This window comes from Thermococcus argininiproducens, from assembly GCF_023746595.1.
In the GTDB taxonomy this organism is placed as follows: Archaea; Methanobacteriota_B; Thermococci; order Thermococcales; family Thermococcaceae; genus Thermococcus_A; species Thermococcus_A argininiproducens.
The window spans coordinates 1,192,271-1,209,772 of sequence record NZ_CP080572.1; the positions used below are offsets into that span (position 1 = coordinate 1,192,271).

Consider the following 17,502-nt stretch of genomic DNA (forward strand, 5'->3'; position numbering starts at 1 on the left):
CTTTCTCTGGAAACACTTCAAATTCAACTTCTTTTTTCACATCTGGTTTGAAGGGTATATCCAGTGCAAGTCTAAGGAAAAACTTTCCATGCCCCGCTATTATCCTTCCAAACTTTCCAGCTTTAAGAATTTCGAGAGGGGTTACAAGATTGTAATGCCGTTCTGGTTAGCCGTAACTTGTGTAAAGTTCGTAAACGTCGTTACGGCTAACCTTCCCCACTCCCATCTTCATTGTGGGGCTTTCGGGGGGAACGGAGACTCCCCACATCTTCAGGGCCCTCAAGCGAATATTCCAACTCCCAACCACATCACGGTCGGCCTCAAAACCACACTTCGAACACTTCAAAACCCTGTGCCCATTCGGGCTTAATTTTCCCCCACATATCGGGCACAGGGAAGAAGTATGAGCCGGATTCACGAAAACAACCCTAACTCCCCTCAGCTTAGCCTTGTATTCGATAATTGACTGGAGTTTGCGAAAACTCCACCTGTGAAGTCTTCCATTCATCTCGGCGGAATATCTAATTGAGTCCCTGATTTCCGTTAAATCCTCCAAGGCGAGGCCACCGTATTTTTCCGCCAGCTCAACGATTTTATTGGCGAGCTTATGGTAAAGGTCTTTAAGCCTGTTCTTCTCCCTCTGTCCGTATTTTTCGAGGAGTTCTCTCCTCCTCTTTCCAGCTCTGATTTTCTGCTGTATTTTCCGTCTCTTCACGAAGTAGCCAGTCCTAATCTCCCTCTCGTGAGTGATGATTTGAACGAATTCACCGTTTGGCAAGGCAAGGGTTACATTGTTCTCATTCAAGTCCGCGCCGGCGAAGGCTTTAGGCTCTTCAACCTCGACTTCCCTTGAGAAGACAACGTTGAGAAAGATTCCCTTCGGCGTTCTAACCAACCACGCTTGCCCAACCTTCCAATCCTTGAACTTCTCGTGGTATTTGGCGGGATAAAACTCTAATTGAATCCTTCCGCTCGGAGTGGAGAGTTTCACGGTTCCCTTCTCTAAATCGAGTTTGAACAGGTGGTCGTCGAGCATTATGACTTCCTTCTTAAAAATGGGCCTGCCATAGGCCTTTCCCTTCTTTTTCCGCTTCCTAAAGCTTTTGAAGATGGCTGTCGCCATCTGGCAAGCCGTGTAAAGGTAATGGCTTGGGAGTTCGTGGTATTCTTTGCGTAATCCCTTGTAAGTTTCCTTTTTCAGCCGGTAAAAGCTGGTAACGTTGTTTTCGAAAGCATAAGTGATGAGAAAGTTCACAATCTCCCGATAAGTTTGGAAAATCCTATCTAATCCTTCGGGTGTTTCTTTGAGCTTGAATTTTGCCGTCAGCTTAATCGTCTCTGAGGGCATTCTTTACCGCCTCAACAAGGCGTTTTTTCTTATGAGAACGCATTCCGTAAAGTTTTCCAGCGAAGGATGTTACAATGGCTAATAAGTCCTCAACAAGTTCTTTTTCTGGTGTTTTCTCTTCATCATCAAAGATTACTTCAATCTCAACGCCGTGTGAGTTGAAGTATTGTTCGAGGTATTTGAAGCCGAAGCGGGTGAGCCTGTCCCGGTAAGTTATGACAACTTTCCCAACTTCCCCACTCTTGACGAGTTTGAAAAGCTGTTTTAATCCCCTTCTATTCTCATTTAGGCCGGAAGAGATGTCAGTAAGAATTTTAAGGACCTGATAACCCTTTGAAGAGCAGTAATTCTTGAGGTATTCAATTTGTCTCTCTAAGTCTTCTTTCTGGTCTCGGCTTGAGACTCTTGCGTAAATGACGACTTTATCGAGGGTTTTGCCTTCGAGAAGTCTCTTGATTTCGCTTTCGGGGATACGGTATTCCTTCCCGATACGGTAAGCTTTAATCTCGCCGGATTTAATCTTCCTAATCAATGTTGGTTTGCTGATGCCTAAGAGTTGTGAGGCTTTGCCCGTCCGATAAAGCCTCATACCTTACTCCACCAAAATGAATTATGAAATAAAAACATTTAAACTTTACGCTTTTAACCCTTTATGAAACAGCCCACTATAATCAGGGTTTCGTTCATAAAATTCTTCTTGAAGGTTCCAACGTCTTTGGTTTCTCCGAGAATTTCTTTGACGGCTCTTCTTCGCTTTGAGACTAGCTCTACTTTTACTCTTCTAGCTTTTGAGAGAGTCGCACTGATAAAAACTTTGAATCCGTAGTCTTTTGCCTCTATTCTGGCTTCTGCAAAATCTTCCTTGGCAGATACTGAAAAGCTTTCAAAGGGAAACCTTACCTCGTAGGATGGGTTTGCATAGAGAATAACCACGTCCTTATATTCATCGTTCAAAATTCTAATCCCTGGAAGGTACACTTCTCCCTCTCCATCCTGGGCTATAGCAAGGAGGAAAGACTTATTTTCAAGTTTTAGTGAGTTCAAGGTGTCTTCTCTCTCCGTTATAAAACTCTTAAAGGCATGGTAGTTCCTACTCTTTCCACTTGAGCTCCAGTAACCGTAAGCGTCGAAATAGCCAATTTCGACTTTTAGGGGTTTTAGAAAACTTATTTCGTTCTTGCTGATAGAAATGATTTCTTTAATCTTTTCCACTTTTTCAAAGGATTTTCTTGAGCGATAAATGACAAAACTCATTAAGCCAGCCCAAAGAGCTATGAATCCAAGTGTTCCAGCTCGATACATTCTGGGAATTGCAGGGTTTTTGAGTACTATTATCCCTATAGGAGTGGCAATAAGTATTCCAGATAGCAGGACAAAGTAGAGTGTCTTAGTTTTTCCCATTAGGATTATTATCCTCATTGTAGTTCTCACCCTAAAAATACACTAAATTTTATATTTTCCCTCATGGCCTTTTTCAGAGGATATTTAAGCTTAGCTTCAACTTCAAATTCTCCATGTCCACTTATTAAAGAGGCTTTTCCAAAAGCATTTGCAAGCTCTTTTGGGGTGATTAAACTTTCATGAGAGACTAGCAGAATAGGCTCTCTGATAAACTCATAGTCAAATTCGCCCTCTTCATCTCCCCAGAAAAGCAATTCCCTCGTGTTATTCCCTTTGAGTATCACTTCCACCTCCTCAGCATCTTCCAGATTTGGTGAAACTCTACCTTTAAAGCCAAATTGGGTCGGATTGAAGGTGATTTGGAGGAGATCTTGAGAGGTTGAGAGCATTAGACTCGCTTGAGGAAATTGGAACACATATTTTGGAAAAATATAGAGAATCAAAATTCCATTATCAAGTCTGAATCCAGGCAATTCAACTCTTCCAGCACCACTAACGTCTACTTCAACTCGATATTCTTTTGGGTCTAATGGCAACTCGTTTGTTGTTATTTTTTCCTCTTCTTTAAATTTTCTTGAAACCGAAAATAATATGCCATCATAATGTTTTCCACCCACGCGTTTTCCAATTAATATACTGCTGGAACATAAGAAAGTTCCTTTCTTAATTTTCTCTTCTTTAGGAAGGATGATAATGTTGTCTTCTAATGTAATGTCATGAGAGAAAGACTGTACGAGTCTCTTTGTCTTTCTTTTTAAAAATGAGAGTTTAGAACCAGGAACAAGGGTTATTTTTCTCATTAGGTTTTCCCCCGATACCATTCTATGGTCCTCAAGAGACCTTCTTCGAGGGAATATTCTGGTTCAAAACCAAGCTTTCTAATTTCACTTATATCGGCTTGACTGTGCTTTATATCGCCGGGCCTTGGCTTGTCAAAGAGTATTGAGCTTGAGGACTCTGTAGTTTCAATGATCTTAAGGGCGAGCTCTAAAATGGTTGTTCTCTCCCCCTTTGCGACATTGAATACTCTTCCATTTGCTCTACTGCTCTCAGCTGCCAGTATATTGGCCTTAACGACGTCCTTAACATAGATGAAGTCTCTTGTTTGCTTTCCATCGCCGTAGATAATGAGGGGATCTCCTTTAAGAGCTCTGTTGATAAAGATGCTTATAACCCCAGCATACTGGTTATACCCTTGTCTCTCTCCAAAGACGTTGAAGTACCTCAAGCTCACGGTTGGGACTCCATAGAGCTCATAAAAGACTTTGCAGTAATATTCACTGGAGACTTTTGTTATCCCATAGGGCGAGAGAGGTTTAGGCTTTTCACTCTCTTTGAGGGGCAAATTTTGATTATCTCCATAGACAGCTGCCGAGGAAGCAAAGATTAGTTTTCCATGCCCATCGCTCAAGGCTTTTAAAATATTTAATGTGCCTAGAACGTTTATTTCTTCTGTTAAGAGTGGTCTTTCTACACTTTCAACTACACTCACAAGAGCTGCTTCATGGAAGACGTAATCTGCTTGGGAAATCAGCTCTGCTATGCTTTTGTAATCCCTAATATCAGCTTGAATGAACTTTACATTTGGTGGAACATTCTCGATTTTACCAGCATAAAGATTGTCAATAACGATAACATCATTATCTTTACTGAGCTCCTCGGCGATGTGTGAACCTATAAAGCCAGCTCCTCCCGTGACAACAATTAATTTGTTTTTTATCATGGCTTTCCCTCACTCTAAATTCTTCTTGGGGAATTTATAATTTATGGAAATGCGAGCTTTACGGTTTAGATATGCCATTGATCATGACTACTGGAATTATAATCTTTCTTGATAAAGAGTCTTATAAGACTATTATTTGAGTAAAATGTTTTTATATTACGTTTACATATGGTATAGTGAAAGTTTCCTCATACTTGGGGCTGATTTAAAGATTGATGTGAATGAGAGATTCGTGGCATTGGTGTATTATTTATCAGATTGGGTTGGTAAGAGTGACTTGAAGCTTTGTGTTTTCACAAGTGATCTTGAACTCATAGAATGCAAGAAAATTTCTGCCACGTCATGGCATATGAAGCTTGAGGATGACACTGTTTACATAGAAGGCGATCCAAATGCTTATAAGATTGTTAAAAGTACTCCACATTAACTTGAACCTTGAAAAATTTTATATTTTTATCTTCCAACAAATTAAGGTGAGGCTATGAAGAGAGCATCCTTTGTGTTATTCTTCATTCTTATTGTCTCTACCTTCCCTCAAGCCTCTGCAGGGGCTCCTGAAATAGTTATTGAGGTAAATCCAAACCTCGAGCTTTTTGCCGTGGTATATATCCTGGCATTTAATGGAGAGGACCCATTTATAATCGCTCCTCAGGATTACATTAACGAAGTTCTATCTTATTTCGCCCCCTATAAGGAACATCCGGCTGTTTATCTTATGAGAGAGACCATTCCTAAAAATTTGCCTCACTATATGAGAGACTATTCGATAAATGCGTTTGCAGCATCACTTGTTTCAAAACCCTATCTTGGCAAGATGAGTGAAAATGATCCTCTCCTGAGCGATTTTTATAGATCCTTAGTGAGTTTTGCTAAAGAGAGTAATTTCATGGGATTTTATAAAAAACATGAAGAAGAGTATGAAGAGGTCTTAAAACCAGCTAAGAAAGCCCTTACTTCGGACATCTTTCAAGAGTTTGAAGAATTCTTTGGGTATCAGTATAAAACTTTTCACATAGCTCTCTCCTATTCCTTGAGAATTCACCCTGGGAGCAGAGTGGTTGGTGAAGTTGCGTATTATTTTGGATACGTTGCGTTTATGCCTGAATCCTACTCCACGATTTCTTACCTTTTCTTGGCCACTCACGAGTATTCTCACACATTTATCAACCCTCTTGTTTCAAAGTATTTAGCCGAATTTTCAGACCTTGAGTATTACCTTCAGGAGGTTAGGAGTGAGCTCGCTTATGCAACTTATGACAAGCACTTTGATACAAACTATGTCTACCTCTCTGAGAATCTTGTGGAGGCATTAACAAACTACATTCTCCTAGATCTTAAGCCCAATGTGGTCTATGACCTTCCAAAGTACTTTGTCTTAAGGGATCATGCGATAGGATTTTACTTAGTTGAGGACTTGGTAAATGAATTTAGAAATTTTGAGACTTCAAAGGGAGTGAATGAAACCTTTGAAGAGTACATACCTAAGCTGATAGAACGCATGAAACTCTGGGCAACTCCAGAAAACGTTAGTGAATACTTCGAAGAAAAAGTTCCACTCAGCCCTTTCAGACTCTTCGATAGAGGGTATTCAGAGGGAAAGATCATAATTGTTTATGGGATTGAGAATCCAGATTCGAGTGGAGTGGAATATGACAAAGAAACTGCTTTCATCCTTAAGGATCTCTTAGAGAATGATGACATCTGGAGACTCTACAATGGCAAGCCGGAAATTATCGTGAAAGCCGAGAAAGAGCTAAATGAAGACGATTTAAAGGAAAACCTCATACTCATTGGAGGCCCAGCGGCAAGTGGAATAGTGAAGAGCTTAACAAACCTCCCAATAAAATTTGTCTTTAATGGCTCATGGATCTTAAAGAAAAACATAACTGGCTTTGAAAGCTTTGTAGGTTTTGTAATTGAAAATGAAATTTACACAGAGCTTAGGAAGAAGGACAGAGATATTTACGGTTATCCCTTGGGAGTCGTTGAGGTCGTAAAGAATCCTTGGAATGAGAAAAATCTAATAGCGGTGATAGCTGGAGTGGATAGATACTCAACCAGAAGATTAGCGAAAGATTTCACAGCCTACCCGCGTAGTTATGGCATTGAAAGCGGTAATTACACGGAGGTTGGCTTTTATCTTTTTGGGAAGACTCCTTCTGAAAGGGAGGGGATGTAAATACTCTAAAAGTGAGCACCGAAAGGTTTAAGTACTCCTGCTAGTAGTAATTAGTGGTTCAACAATTTGAAAAGTAGCTGGTGATTCCTCCGTTGGGAGGATAGTCGGTAGTGGTCGTGTGAACCGGCCGGTGAGAGTGAGGCTACCGGCAACGGAATGCTAGATGAACTCTCATGAAGCCCGGCTCTCAGGGCGGGGTAGTTCACATTCAGGGAGGATGAGATATGAAAAGAGTTGCTTTGGTGCTTATTCTTTTAATTTTAGTTGCTTCATTGTTTGTATGGTACAAAAGCAGTAAGAGATGTAATGAAATAATGGTTGATGTCTCAGCCCTCTCTCCATCAAATTTTACTATCAATTCTTACCTGGAAAGCTCCACAGCTTTTGAATACAGTTCCTTTGTTGAAATGCTTTTTCTTGAGAATGGTACAATAAGGGCAAATGAAACCTTAACATTAAAGAACATAGGGAATGCAAGTACTGGAAAGATAGTGATCTCCTACCCCTACCCTATCCTAAAAATCAGAGCCCTCAAGTTGAAAAATGCAGATGTGATAAATGCTTCGGTTTCCCGAGGAAAAGATGCTATTTATTTGACATTTGAGCCCAGAGGGGAGAAAACAGCAGAGATAATGCTTGATTATGAGCTTAACTGGAAGAATACGCTGCCATCTGGATTGGGGTTTTTTGGAGCGTTGGTCGATCAGGGCCCAGGAGACAAGGAAGAGGTAATCTTGGCATCAATATATTTTCCGTCTGTGACACTAAAAGGCACAAAAACAAACAACACGCTTGTTCTACGGTTGCCAAAGGAGTGGTGGGCTTTTGTCGTGGATTCTTCTTCACACGCCCCATGGAAACTCGTGAATTTAAAAGTCTCTATCAATCAGAGAATCCTACGCTTTGAGCAGGAAAGTCAATCCTTTCCACTCATTATAATCGGAAGGTTTAATAGGTTTACAGGAACTATCAGCCTTCACGAAAAAAGTGTAAATGTCACGCTCTATGTGCCACCAAACGAAAGAGAAGAAGGTGAGACAGCATTTGTGCAGGTTGAAGACATAGTAGAGACATTTTCTCAATGGTACGGTGCTTACCCTTATGACTCCCTTAACATAGTGATTTCGAGGCTTATTAAGCCCCATGTTGGGTTGAATATTGGAGGAAGCTTTGTCGTGGTCTCTGCTGGAGGTTTTGATGTGTGGCTATTGTCTCACGAGATCTCTCATTCATGGTTCGGAACGTATGTGGATTTAGGCAGAATGTCCGAGTCTCTTGCTACATTTTCCGCTATGGCGTATATGCTCACTCGCCCTGAAGATGTATCTTTTGACTTTTTAGAAATCTCTGAAAATATCAGCATAAAGCAGAACATCTCATTAGCCAGGGCCTACAGAACCTCTTTGAGTCAAAGAGAAATGTATCCTATAGTCTACCGCAAAGGGGGCTTTGTATTTCGCTCTCTGCAGTTCGTTCTTGGCAACGAGACATTCTTCAAAGGATTAAGGCAGGTTGTAAATGAGTGCCACTACATAAGCTGTGGGTTAAGTAGAATTCAAGAGATCTTTGAAAATGTAAGCAACCACGATTTAGACTGGTTTTTTGATGAATGGTTCTACTCAGCGGGGGTACCTGATTACGAGGTCAAGAACCTCAGCATTATCCAGAATAATGAGAAGTATATCTTGAGCTTTGAGATCGTTGATAAAAGCAACTTTACAATGCCCCTTGAGGTAAAAGTGGAGACAGATAAGGGGAGTACTGTAAAGAGAATCTGGATGAGGGGGGAAGCAAAAGTTACCATTGAGTGTGAAGGAAAGCCAGTAGCCGTGATTTTCGATCCTCATGATTGGATAATAAACAAAAACACGGAATATAAGATAAGCGGTGTTAAAATTGTGGTCGAATAAAATTCAACATTTTCTTGTCAATTTTTATCGTTTGCCCTTTCCGAAACTGTTTTAAAGATGTTATTCTCTTAACTATGGGTAAGGAGCCATGCCAAGTTACATAGTTGTTGGTGGTCAATGGGGAGATGAAGGGAAAGGTTCAATAATCGCTTATCTCGCGATACACGATAAACCAGAGGTCATAGCAAGGGGTGGAGTAGGAACAAACGCTGGACACAGCGTTTTTATACACGGGAAAAAATATGCGGTAAGACAACTTCCTACTGGTTTTATGAATGAAACTGCAAGACTTCTAGTTGGAGCTGGAGTTTTAGTTGACCCTGAGGTTTTCTTCCATGAACTTGAACACTTAAAGGACTTTAATGTCGAGGGAAGGGTAGGCCTTGACTATCGTTGTACTGTAATTGAACCAGGGCATAAAGAGCTTGACCGGAGTAATGGTTATCTCCATGGGAAAATAGGAACCACTGGTTCTGGCTGCGGGCCTGCAAATGCAGATAGAGCATTAAGGAAAGCTAGGCAGGTAAAAGACCTTAAAGAACTTGAACCTTATCTAACAGACGTTGCTCAAGAGGTCAACGATGCCCTTGATGAAGGCAAGCTTGTTTTGGTTGAAGGGACACAGGGATTTGGATTAAGTCTCTATTACGGAAGCTATCCCTATGTTACTTCTAAAGATACTTCGGCCTCTGCAATGGCCAGTGATGTTGGAATAGGGCCAACGAGAGTTGACGATGTAATAGTGGTTTTCAAGAGCTTTCCAACGAGGGTTGGTGCTGGACCATTTCCCACAGAGATGAGTGAAGAAGAGGCGAATCGCATGGGCCTTGTTGAATACGGCACAGTTACGGGAAGGAGAAGAAGAGTAGGGTGGTTTGACTTTGAATTTGCACGCTATTCAGCCAGAATAAATGGTGCCACAATGCTAGCAATCACAATGCTCGACAAATACGACAAAGAGGCATTTGGAGTCACAGAGTTTGACAAGCTTCCAAAGAGAGCAAAAGATTTCATAGCGGAAATAGAAGAGAAGGTAGGTGTTCCTGTTGGGCTGATAAAGACAGGTCCTGAGCTTGAACACATAATCGACTTAAGGGAAAATATTTAGCGAAGAAACTCCAGGATTTTTCTTTTAATTACTTCTTTTTCCATTTTCACAATCTCTTCTAGTGAGTACTCTTGTTCGAGCCGGCAGATGAATTTATAGCCAAGATAGTAGCCTAAGTATTGTTTTCCAAAAAGGGTGTACCAGGAACCAAAGAATGGATTTAAAGGCTCTTTTTCTTCAACTCTTCTTAAAAATTCCTTTTTGATAACTTCCTCATTCTCTTCACACCACTCAAACCAACCCTTTTCTTCGAGATGCCACGGTCTTCCGCTTATTAGGTCTTCAATCCTCTGAGCAAATCCTTCTGTGTAAAGCCACATTATTTGTTCATCTTCAAGGTTTTCTACATTTTCTCTTCTTAACAGCCAGTGAATTAAGTGGCCGAATTCATGTGCGGCGAGTCCCTTAAGCTTTTTGTACCATCCAAGCTCGGCAATGGCCTCAAGGCCGAAGAGGATTGAAGGTTTTCCCTTAAATTCTGTGACCCATCCAGCTCCATTTTCAAGACCGACGTAGATGACGATATTATAATCCGTAACATCAAATAGTTTCTTTACTTCTTTTTCCACTTCGGGAAGAATCTTTAAAAGATTCTCATGGGCAAGCTTCAGGTCATCAGCACTTCTTTTGGAGAGGAGTTTTAGATATTCATGCCAATCCATCTTATAACGCTCATAGTCCCACTTTATTTTCTCAAAGAGTTCTGGGTAGTTTTTAATGTACTCAATCCACGAATCTTTACTCCCATCCCAGTACTTTAGGAAACAGGGAAAGGTATCGATCAGCATCAGACTCCCCACCTTTCTCCTTCTTTAAGTTCGACTTCGAATTTGTAGGAAGCTAGTTCTTTTCTTCTAGGTTTTAGTAACTTTAACCTCAACAGGAATTCCCCATGTCCAAGGACGATTTTTGAGGAGTTCAAAGTTCTCAGCAGGTTTTCTACACTCAAACTTCCATAGGGGCTGAATATTACAACTCTTTCGTTTGGAAGCATGGAGTACCTAAACTCTTCCGCTGAGGAATCTACTATCTTTACACTAGTCTCAGGACTCTCGGGGGCACTTAAAAATATCTCAACCTTCTCTCGTTGGTTTGGGAGTTTATAAAGCCTTCCTACTAACTCTTTTTCTTCTCCTCTTATCTCAACGTCCATATTGCTCCTTAGAATTGAAGGTGCGATGAGCTTTTTGACAGTTACTTTCCCTTTATTGGTCATGAAGAGGAGTACTGTTCTTTCGTAGGTTCTGGTTAGTATTTTAATCGCTGGAAAGCTGGCAAATCCGTTTTCGTAAGTAGCCACGAATTTGAACTCTTCGTCTGGAAATTCAAAGATCGAAGTCTTTTTTCTTTCTATAACCTTGAAATCCTTTTTCGAACCCATTCTTTCAGGAGAGTTGAGAAGCTCCATTCTACCGTACTCAAATTCAAGTTCTATTGGAAAGACTAAACGATTCCCCTCGAAGATTGTTTGCTTAGCTAGCAGAGTGGCCTTTTTGGGTCCTTCCCTTATTCTCTTCAGGCAAAAGGCTAGAATACTCATCACAATTACTGCGAATACCAGATATGCCAACACTCCAAGGAAGGCTTCTCGGGAAGCCCCACTCCTTATAAGTGTAAATAAGATTACGGAGATGATAAGGAGGAAGAGGATTAGGAAGGCTATGAATAACCCTGCGAGAAATTTTATTTCGTAGGACTCTAGGACCAACTTTTTCATTTATATCATCTTCTCTATTGTTCCTGCATTAGGAGTTAATAGGGTTTCTTCAGAGCTCACTTGGATGTATCCCCCTTTTGACCCTTCACATGATCAAGAAGCCATTTCACTATTGTGTTGTGAAATTCTTCTCCCCATTCTGGGTCATCAAATATTTCATGATATGCACCATTAAATTTTTTGATGCTTTTGTCTTCAACTTTGAGTCGTTCAAAAAACTTTATTGCTCCTTCTGGAGGAGTTATTATATCTGCAGTTCCAATAAGGAGTAAAACAGGAACTTTTATCTTTTCAGACTCTTGATGCGCTTTTTTCATGTTCTCGAAAACACTTTTTCCAAGTGCAGCAGAGATTCTGTCGTGAACTAACTCATCCTCTACATATTTCTTAACCGCTTTTTTGTTTCTTGAGAGGAACTTTGGGTCCAGTCCATTGCTAAGAGTTATGGTAGGAATTAAAGTTCCTAGGACCTTAGCGAGAGATACCATAAAGCTTGGTGTCTTGGGGCTTTTAGCTAAAGCAGGGGAGGAGGCCACAACACCTTGAATACGGTTAGGTCGTGTTTCGGCGTATCTTATCACCGTTAATCCACCAAGGCTGTGACCAAAAATGAAGGGTTTTTCCCCAATCTCTTCAATAATACTATCTATTATCTCCATCGTCTGCTCTATGGTTGCATGCCCTCTTTTTCCTCCACTTTTACCATGACCAGGCCAATCAAAAGTATAAACTGCAAAGCCAGTGTTGTTGAGCATTTTTATAAGCTTATCATATCGGCCGCTGTGCTCTCCGAGACCGTGTACAAGAACAACCCATCCTTTCTTGGGAGTCCCAAATTTTGCCTTGTATATCACGGAAGACACCGTTAAGAATTAAGCATGAAAATTTAAAAATGCTCTGGAGGTGTTTCCTCCCGTGCTGACCTCCTCCCCGTCGTGAGGGCGAGGCTTTCGAGAGAAAAAAGTAAGGATCGAGACTTCCAAGGAGCATAATGACCTTATTCTAAGTTTAGTTTGTCCCTTATTTCTGGTGGTAGACCATGATAAATTTCTTTTAATGCATTAATTAGTTCTACCAGCTCTTTGGCGGTTAGTATTGTTGTTTTAGAACCAAGTTCCAAAACGAGTGCATTGTATTTCTCTGGGCTGATTTCTTTAGGATGGAGAGATTCACTCTTCCTTGGAATTAAGTTTATCTCACCAATCTGCCTTGATGAGGGGATATCAAGCTCTTGTTCTTCGATTGGTGTTTCTCTAGGACAATCAAACCTCTCTACAAGTATCTTTATGTCCACTATCGGTGTGCCATCATTGGCGTCAATCCAGTCTATATAAAGCCTGTTTCTTTCAATGCGATGTATTTTGAGGGCATAAATTGCAAGGGGGTTTGGTCTAACGGGGGAGCGCGTGGCGAAAACACCCTTAAGGGGATTTTCTGGGTTGTTGTATGGGTGAACTTTTAGGATTTTTCTTTTTTCGGGTGTGTCACTCTCATGGAACCACAGGATGAGCTTTATCCAATTACCTTCGTTTAGGTCCTCAAGGGCCTCAGCGAACTCGGGGTAGATTTCGAGGAACGTTTCACCCTCTTTATGAACACGGCCAATTGGAATTAGCTTGAATTTTTCCATCTCTAAACCTCCGCTTTTGTTTTTAAACGCCAGCCGTCTATGTTAAATCCTCCCATCTTTTCGAATACATATATGACGAGTTTTTCTAAGGTTTCAAGTTTTTCTTTTTGCATAGCATTCAAAAACAGTGTAACAAACTTTTCATCTGGAAAAGACTCAAACATGTATGCCTTCCTAAACTTCTCATCGGTAAATAAACGATAGACCTTACTCGCTGGAGGCGCCTCGATGCAGAGGAACTTTGAGTAAACATGGAGGGCGTTGTTAAGAGTTAAGTGATAAAGGTGGTTAAAACTTGGGTCATTTCTCTCCTTTGCATCCTTTAAGCTATCAAGCATGTCCCAGAGAGAGTATTTGGCAATCTCCACCCAAACTGCATCAGGTTTCTCAAAGGGCTTTTCCATGTACTTCAGCGCCTCTCTTTTGAGTTCTTCAGTTATGCCAGTTTTATCAAATAGAGCTCTGCTAATTGCAACGATCCTTGCGGTACTCCTGCTATTTTCCTTAAATTCTTTTCTAAAGTAATGCTTAATCTGCTTCACTGGGTTTACAAAGTACTCAATTAAAACTCCGTCAATTACTTTATTTCCCCGTTCGCGCCAATCAACACTGTCTGAGAGGATGATATAAACATCGACGTCAGAATAGTTAGTTTCCATACCTATTGCATAGCTTCCGGTGAGCAGAGCAGCCTCAACAAACTCTTTTTCCTTCCATTCCTCAAGGAACTTTTCTAAAGCGAGTTGCCAGTTCATTTTGCTTCCCTCTTGATTTTTGAGTCATTCTCTAAATTAACTTTGTGGTTCCAGTTCAGTGAAGTGTTTGGAGATGACTTTTCTACCTTATGGTAGCTTATTTCTATAGAGTATTTTTAATAGCACTTGGTTTTAGTTACTATTTTTTGACGTTGTCTTAGAGTAATGTTTATATATTTTGTGTGTTTATTATTTTGTGAGTGTTCCTGTTTGGGGGAGGGGGCGAATGCGAAGGTGGGTAGTGTTGTTTATGGTTGGAGTGTTGTTTTTGAGTGGTTTTGGTTTTGCTGGGCAGTTTCAGGAAGTCAAGGATTCTCGAGTTCTAGGTAGTTCTGGAACTTGTGGTGCTTGTAGTTCTTGCCAGGATTTTAACGTTGGGAGAGCTTTGGTTGAAGTGAACTTGAAAATTGAGAACTTAACAAGGATAATTAATCAAAAAGAAGCGGAATTACATAAGCTTTATGCCGAATTTAACAGGACTAAGAGCATTGAAACTCTTGAAGAGATCGTTAAGCTTGAAGATGAAATTCAACTTTTAAAAAGTGAAAAAGAATTTTACAAGCGGCAAAAGGTTAGTTTGGAGTTGATCAAGAAGTACACTCGTAAAACTCCTTATGGGGTTGAGGTTCTTTATTATAAGCTTCCTAAGGAGGACGAGTTAGTTAAGCAATACATAGAGAAGGTTCATCCTGTTAGGAAGGACGTTAACTTAGACTGGTTTATTGCCTACTACAGGCAGGCTGTAGAGCTCACATTCGACGAATACATTGAGACTGACACGAAGCTTAGGGAGGCAATTAAGGAAGTAAAAGGTAGTAACGCTACGATTGAGGATGTGTTAAAGCTTATTGAGAGGAGGAGGGGGATTTGGGATGAGATTTACGCTTATTTGGAGGAGAGGGATAAACTGCAAACACTCAAAAAGCTTAAAGAGCTCGGAAAACAACAAATAATGATTAAAACTATAACTGGAATACAGCCACTTGCATACAACTTCGGGGGAATAAACGAGGGAAGTTCATGTCTTTCGTGGAGTTGTCCTCCAACGATGTCATATCCACCACTGCCAGAATATACTCCAGTTTATTACAGTTATGCATCGCCCACAACAGTTTGGGTTGGACTTTATAATTCAAGTACTCCAAATGTTAATAAATTCTGGGGAGAGTATTGTACTTATGAGTTCCCATCCACAAGTACAGATGTGAAAAAATATTGGGATTGGGCAATAGAAAAAGCAAATTCCAAGGGATTTTACGCCTTTAAGGATGTTGGATCAATACAGGTAAAACTATTCTATAGTGGCTCAGCATATAACCCAAATAATGGAGAATACCAGGAAAGCAATTTAATTTGGCAGTTTGAATGTCACAAAAATCCCAAGGATGGCAAAAACGAATGTTGGGTTGGAAGTTATAAACCTAAATTGCCCCCTTATCCAAGTACAGTGATGTTTGATCAATATTTCGAACTTTACGTTTATAAGTACGTTTTAAAATGTTGCAAAGGAGGTGACGTTGGAAACTCATGTAAATGGTCAAACAGACACTGTGGAGGGTGTTTTGCTCCAGATGCATCAAGTTCCCAGAATTTCGCATGGATTAATAGGCCGTATCAAGAGATTATAATCCGGTGGGAGGACTCATGAAGAAGCGTTATTTGTTCTTTTTATTTCCTGTTCTCTTTCTTCTTTTGTACTTTCTAATTTCCGAGTCGATAGATATTGTTGAAGTATCTGGATCTATGAACACTTCCTTTGATTATCCTTTAGGTGGAGAATGGAATGTTAATGATGAAGTTTTTAATTACACTCCTAAGTGGTTTACACCTCCAGTCGAGATCAGTGTTCATATTATATCAGATCCACTAATCTGTGGAGAAAATTCTTATTGTAGCTTTTTTGAGTTCAAGGACTCTAAGGGTAACGTTATTGGTACTCACGTAGCGGATGACGTGATGTGGATAGGATATTTTTACTTTAAGGAGGGATTCATTGTTTATAGTGGAGACACAGATGGAATAGAGGCAACTGCTTTTTCATATGATCTTAAAGTCAAGTACTGGAAAAGAATTTATGAGAAGTATCTCGATTACACCCTTCTAACTCTTCTTGCATCATATGCTGATAAGAATTATGCCTTCTTTTTCACTGCAAGTAGACATCTACATACGAATGAAGTTACACACTTTTGTCTTTACTACATTGATTTCAGCACCGGATCATTAGGAAAGATTTGTGATATAAACTCTCATTCACTCATAGGAGCAACCATTTTTCAAGATAAGATTTATATAGCTACTCCTGATGGATTGTTTCTTTACACAAAATCTGGAAATTGTAAAGAGTGGATTAAGGTGAAATTATCAAAAGGAGTTTTTATGTATGCTAATGAAAAATATATTGCAGTTGCTTATGAGTCTACTGTTTGTGTGTTTACTTCCGAATTAAGTGGAAAGCGTTGTGTTGATGTTGGTGAAGATATCAATGCACTTAAACTTGAAGGAGAATATTTAATCATAAGAACAGACAATAGAACGAAAAAATTTCACATAGTTCAAAGAGGGTTTTTCAATGAGTAAGCATAAATGGGTGGAGCAGAAGAATCGTTTGTATCAGATGGAAATATGGCCAGAGTACGGGAGGAGGTTAGAGTGAGGATACTTAAATTATTCTTATGTATTATTTTTGCACTCATGGTGTTGGGAATTTTTACCAATGAGTTATTTGACATAAACAACACGGATCTAAGGAATCTAAACAAAACGAATACCTCTGAAATTTTGCCAAGTTTACTGGACAATACAACAAACGTGTATCCCTCTGAAACTAACAACGTGATTCCAAATGAAACAAAAACTAAGTACAAAATTGTTACAGTTCCAGCACCAAAAAATATAACTTTTGAAGAAGATGAGAAGGCTAGTTTTACTTGTCCTGTAAAGGTTGAAGTTTTTGAATGGTTCTGGGAAACACATACGAGTTTGAATAATGTAACGTTCACAATCCACAAAGGACGTGAAATTGTCAATTTCACTTTGAGGGGTGTTGATGGGAAGTATGCTTGTTTTCCAGAGGGTATTTTCATTATTTCGTATTATCCTGATGGGCTTGTTAGATCGAGGGTGTTGTTTTTGGATTATAACTTAAGTGTGCGGTGGGAGAGGATTGTTGAGGGGGGCATACCGTTTTTTGAATACTATGAGGGTGGGGTCTTAATTTTTTCGAACAGGCCTACCAATGTGGATCCGTACAATATTCCTCCCACTATCTATGGGGTGAATCTTTCCAGTGGAGAGGTTCTCTTTTACTTAGAGCTTATGGGAAAAGCTATTTCGAATTTGAAGATCTTTGATGGGAGGGTTTACTATGCCTCATACCGCCCAGTCAGTTCTGAACAGAAAACTTACGTTTATGTTAGTGTTTACGATTTAAAAAGTAGAGAGTACAAGTTTAAACAAGTTCAAGCAGAAAAAGTTGACCACTACATTCTAGGGGCTGATTTAAAAGTTGATGTGAATGGGAGATTTGTTGCATTGGCGCATTATTTGTCGGATTGGGTTGGTAGGAGTGATTTGAGGCTTTGTGTTTTCACAAGTGATCTCAAGCTTATAGGTTGCAGGAAAATTTCCGCTACGCCGTGGCATATGAAGCTTGAGAATAATACTATTTACATAGAGGGGGATCCAAACGCTTACAAAATAGTAAAAACTGAGGAATGAGGAGGATCGGA

The 17,502-nt window shown here is 40.1% G+C and carries 17 protein-coding genes; 7 read left to right on the forward strand and 10 right to left on the reverse strand.

From position 1 onward, the window contains the following. Positions 1 to 166 precede the first annotated feature (166 nt). From K1720_RS06375 to K1720_RS06395, 5 genes are read right to left on the reverse strand one after another with little or no spacing between them, the layout of a single operon-like run. A complete protein-coding gene (locus K1720_RS06375; RefSeq protein ID WP_251947763.1) occupies positions 167 to 1,348 on the reverse strand; it encodes an RNA-guided endonuclease InsQ/TnpB family protein in 1,182 nt (393 codons plus the stop codon). After that, entirely contained in the window at positions 1,329 to 1,937 is a 609-nt protein-coding gene (locus K1720_RS06380; RefSeq protein WP_251947765.1) for an IS607 family transposase, read from the reverse strand. Before K1720_RS06380 ends, K1720_RS06375 begins: the two co-directional genes overlap by 20 nt. A 53-nt stretch (positions 1,938 to 1,990) precedes the next feature. After that, positions 1,991 to 2,767: a hypothetical protein gene (locus K1720_RS06385; RefSeq protein WP_251947767.1), complete on the reverse strand. Its 777-nt coding sequence runs from the start codon at positions 2,765 to 2,767 to the stop codon at positions 1,991 to 1,993. A gap of 8 nt (positions 2,768 to 2,775) precedes the next feature. Next, positions 2,776 to 3,549, reverse strand: a complete 774-nt coding sequence (locus K1720_RS06390) for a hypothetical protein (RefSeq protein ID WP_251947769.1) — start codon at positions 3,547 to 3,549, stop codon at positions 2,776 to 2,778. Beyond that, a complete protein-coding gene (locus K1720_RS06395; RefSeq protein WP_251947771.1) occupies positions 3,549 to 4,472 on the reverse strand; it encodes an SDR family oxidoreductase in 924 nt (307 codons plus the stop codon). Before K1720_RS06395 ends, K1720_RS06390 begins: the two co-directional genes overlap by 1 nt. Before the next feature lie 145 nt (positions 4,473 to 4,617). Here K1720_RS06395 and K1720_RS06400 point away from each other — a divergent pair, with 145 nt between their 5' ends. The 4 genes from K1720_RS06400 (at position 4,618) to K1720_RS06415 (ending at position 9,669) form a co-directional block, all read left to right on the forward strand. Continuing rightward, entirely contained in the window at positions 4,618 to 4,899 is a 282-nt protein-coding gene (locus tag K1720_RS06400; protein WP_251947772.1) for a hypothetical protein, read from the forward strand. A gap of 54 nt (positions 4,900 to 4,953) precedes the next feature. Continuing rightward, positions 4,954 to 6,651: a DUF4932 domain-containing protein gene (locus K1720_RS06405; protein WP_251947774.1), complete on the forward strand. Its 1,698-nt coding sequence runs from the start codon at positions 4,954 to 4,956 to the stop codon at positions 6,649 to 6,651. Between the two features lie 224 nt (positions 6,652 to 6,875). Beyond that, positions 6,876 to 8,561 carry a M1 family metallopeptidase gene (locus K1720_RS06410; protein WP_251947776.1) on the forward strand — a complete coding sequence of 562 codons (1,686 nt, stop codon included), beginning with the start codon at positions 6,876 to 6,878 and terminating at the stop codon, positions 8,559 to 8,561. 88 nt (positions 8,562 to 8,649) lie between these two features. Further along, complete coding sequence (locus tag K1720_RS06415) at positions 8,650 to 9,669, forward strand: adenylosuccinate synthetase (RefSeq protein ID WP_251947778.1); 1,020 nt, start codon at positions 8,650 to 8,652, stop codon at positions 9,667 to 9,669. On the opposite strand, the gene K1720_RS06420 is transcribed toward K1720_RS06415, so the two are convergent. The 5 genes from K1720_RS06420 to K1720_RS06440 form a co-directional block, all read right to left on the reverse strand. Next, positions 9,666 to 10,457: a DUF5700 domain-containing putative Zn-dependent protease gene (locus K1720_RS06420; RefSeq protein WP_251947780.1), complete on the reverse strand. Its 792-nt coding sequence runs from the start codon at positions 10,455 to 10,457 to the stop codon at positions 9,666 to 9,668. The genes K1720_RS06415 and K1720_RS06420 overlap by 4 nt on opposite strands. Next, positions 10,457 to 11,386, reverse strand: coding sequence for a ubiquitin family protein (locus tag K1720_RS06425; protein WP_251947782.1), 930 nt, complete (start codon positions 11,384 to 11,386; stop codon positions 10,457 to 10,459). The genes K1720_RS06420 and K1720_RS06425 overlap by 1 nt, the downstream gene beginning before the upstream one ends. A gap of 56 nt (positions 11,387 to 11,442) precedes the next feature. Then, complete coding sequence (locus tag K1720_RS06430; RefSeq protein ID WP_251950588.1) at positions 11,443 to 12,240, reverse strand: alpha/beta hydrolase; 798 nt, start codon at positions 12,238 to 12,240, stop codon at positions 11,443 to 11,445. Positions 12,241 to 12,383: 143 nt separating this feature from the next. Continuing rightward, positions 12,384 to 13,016: a tRNA (N6-threonylcarbamoyladenosine(37)-N6)-methyltransferase TrmO gene (tsaA, locus tag K1720_RS06435; RefSeq protein WP_251947784.1), complete on the reverse strand. Its 633-nt coding sequence runs from the start codon at positions 13,014 to 13,016 to the stop codon at positions 12,384 to 12,386. A 2-nt stretch (positions 13,017 to 13,018) separates the two neighbouring features. Then, positions 13,019 to 13,771, reverse strand: coding sequence for a nucleotidyltransferase domain-containing protein (locus K1720_RS06440; protein ID WP_251947795.1), 753 nt, complete (start codon positions 13,769 to 13,771; stop codon positions 13,019 to 13,021). Positions 13,772 to 13,997: 226 nt separating this feature from the next. Here K1720_RS06440 and K1720_RS06445 point away from each other — a divergent pair, with 226 nt between their 5' ends. Genes K1720_RS06445 through K1720_RS06455 form a run of 3 tightly spaced genes read left to right on the forward strand, consistent with a single transcriptional unit; the run spans position 13,998 to position 17,491 of the window. After that, on the forward strand, positions 13,998 to 15,419 hold the full coding sequence (locus K1720_RS06445) for a hypothetical protein (RefSeq protein WP_251947798.1): 1,422 nt from the start codon (positions 13,998 to 14,000) through the stop codon (positions 15,417 to 15,419). Then, positions 15,416 to 16,351 carry a hypothetical protein gene (locus K1720_RS06450; protein WP_251947800.1) on the forward strand — a complete coding sequence of 312 codons (936 nt, stop codon included), beginning with the start codon at positions 15,416 to 15,418 and terminating at the stop codon, positions 16,349 to 16,351. Before K1720_RS06445 ends, K1720_RS06450 begins: the two co-directional genes overlap by 4 nt. A 6-nt stretch (positions 16,352 to 16,357) precedes the next feature. Beyond that, the gene (locus K1720_RS06455; protein ID WP_251947801.1) at positions 16,358 to 17,491 is read left to right on the forward strand and encodes a hypothetical protein; all 1,134 of its coding nucleotides are present in this window, start codon (positions 16,358 to 16,360) and stop codon (positions 17,489 to 17,491) included. Positions 17,492 to 17,502: the final 11 nt, after the last annotated feature.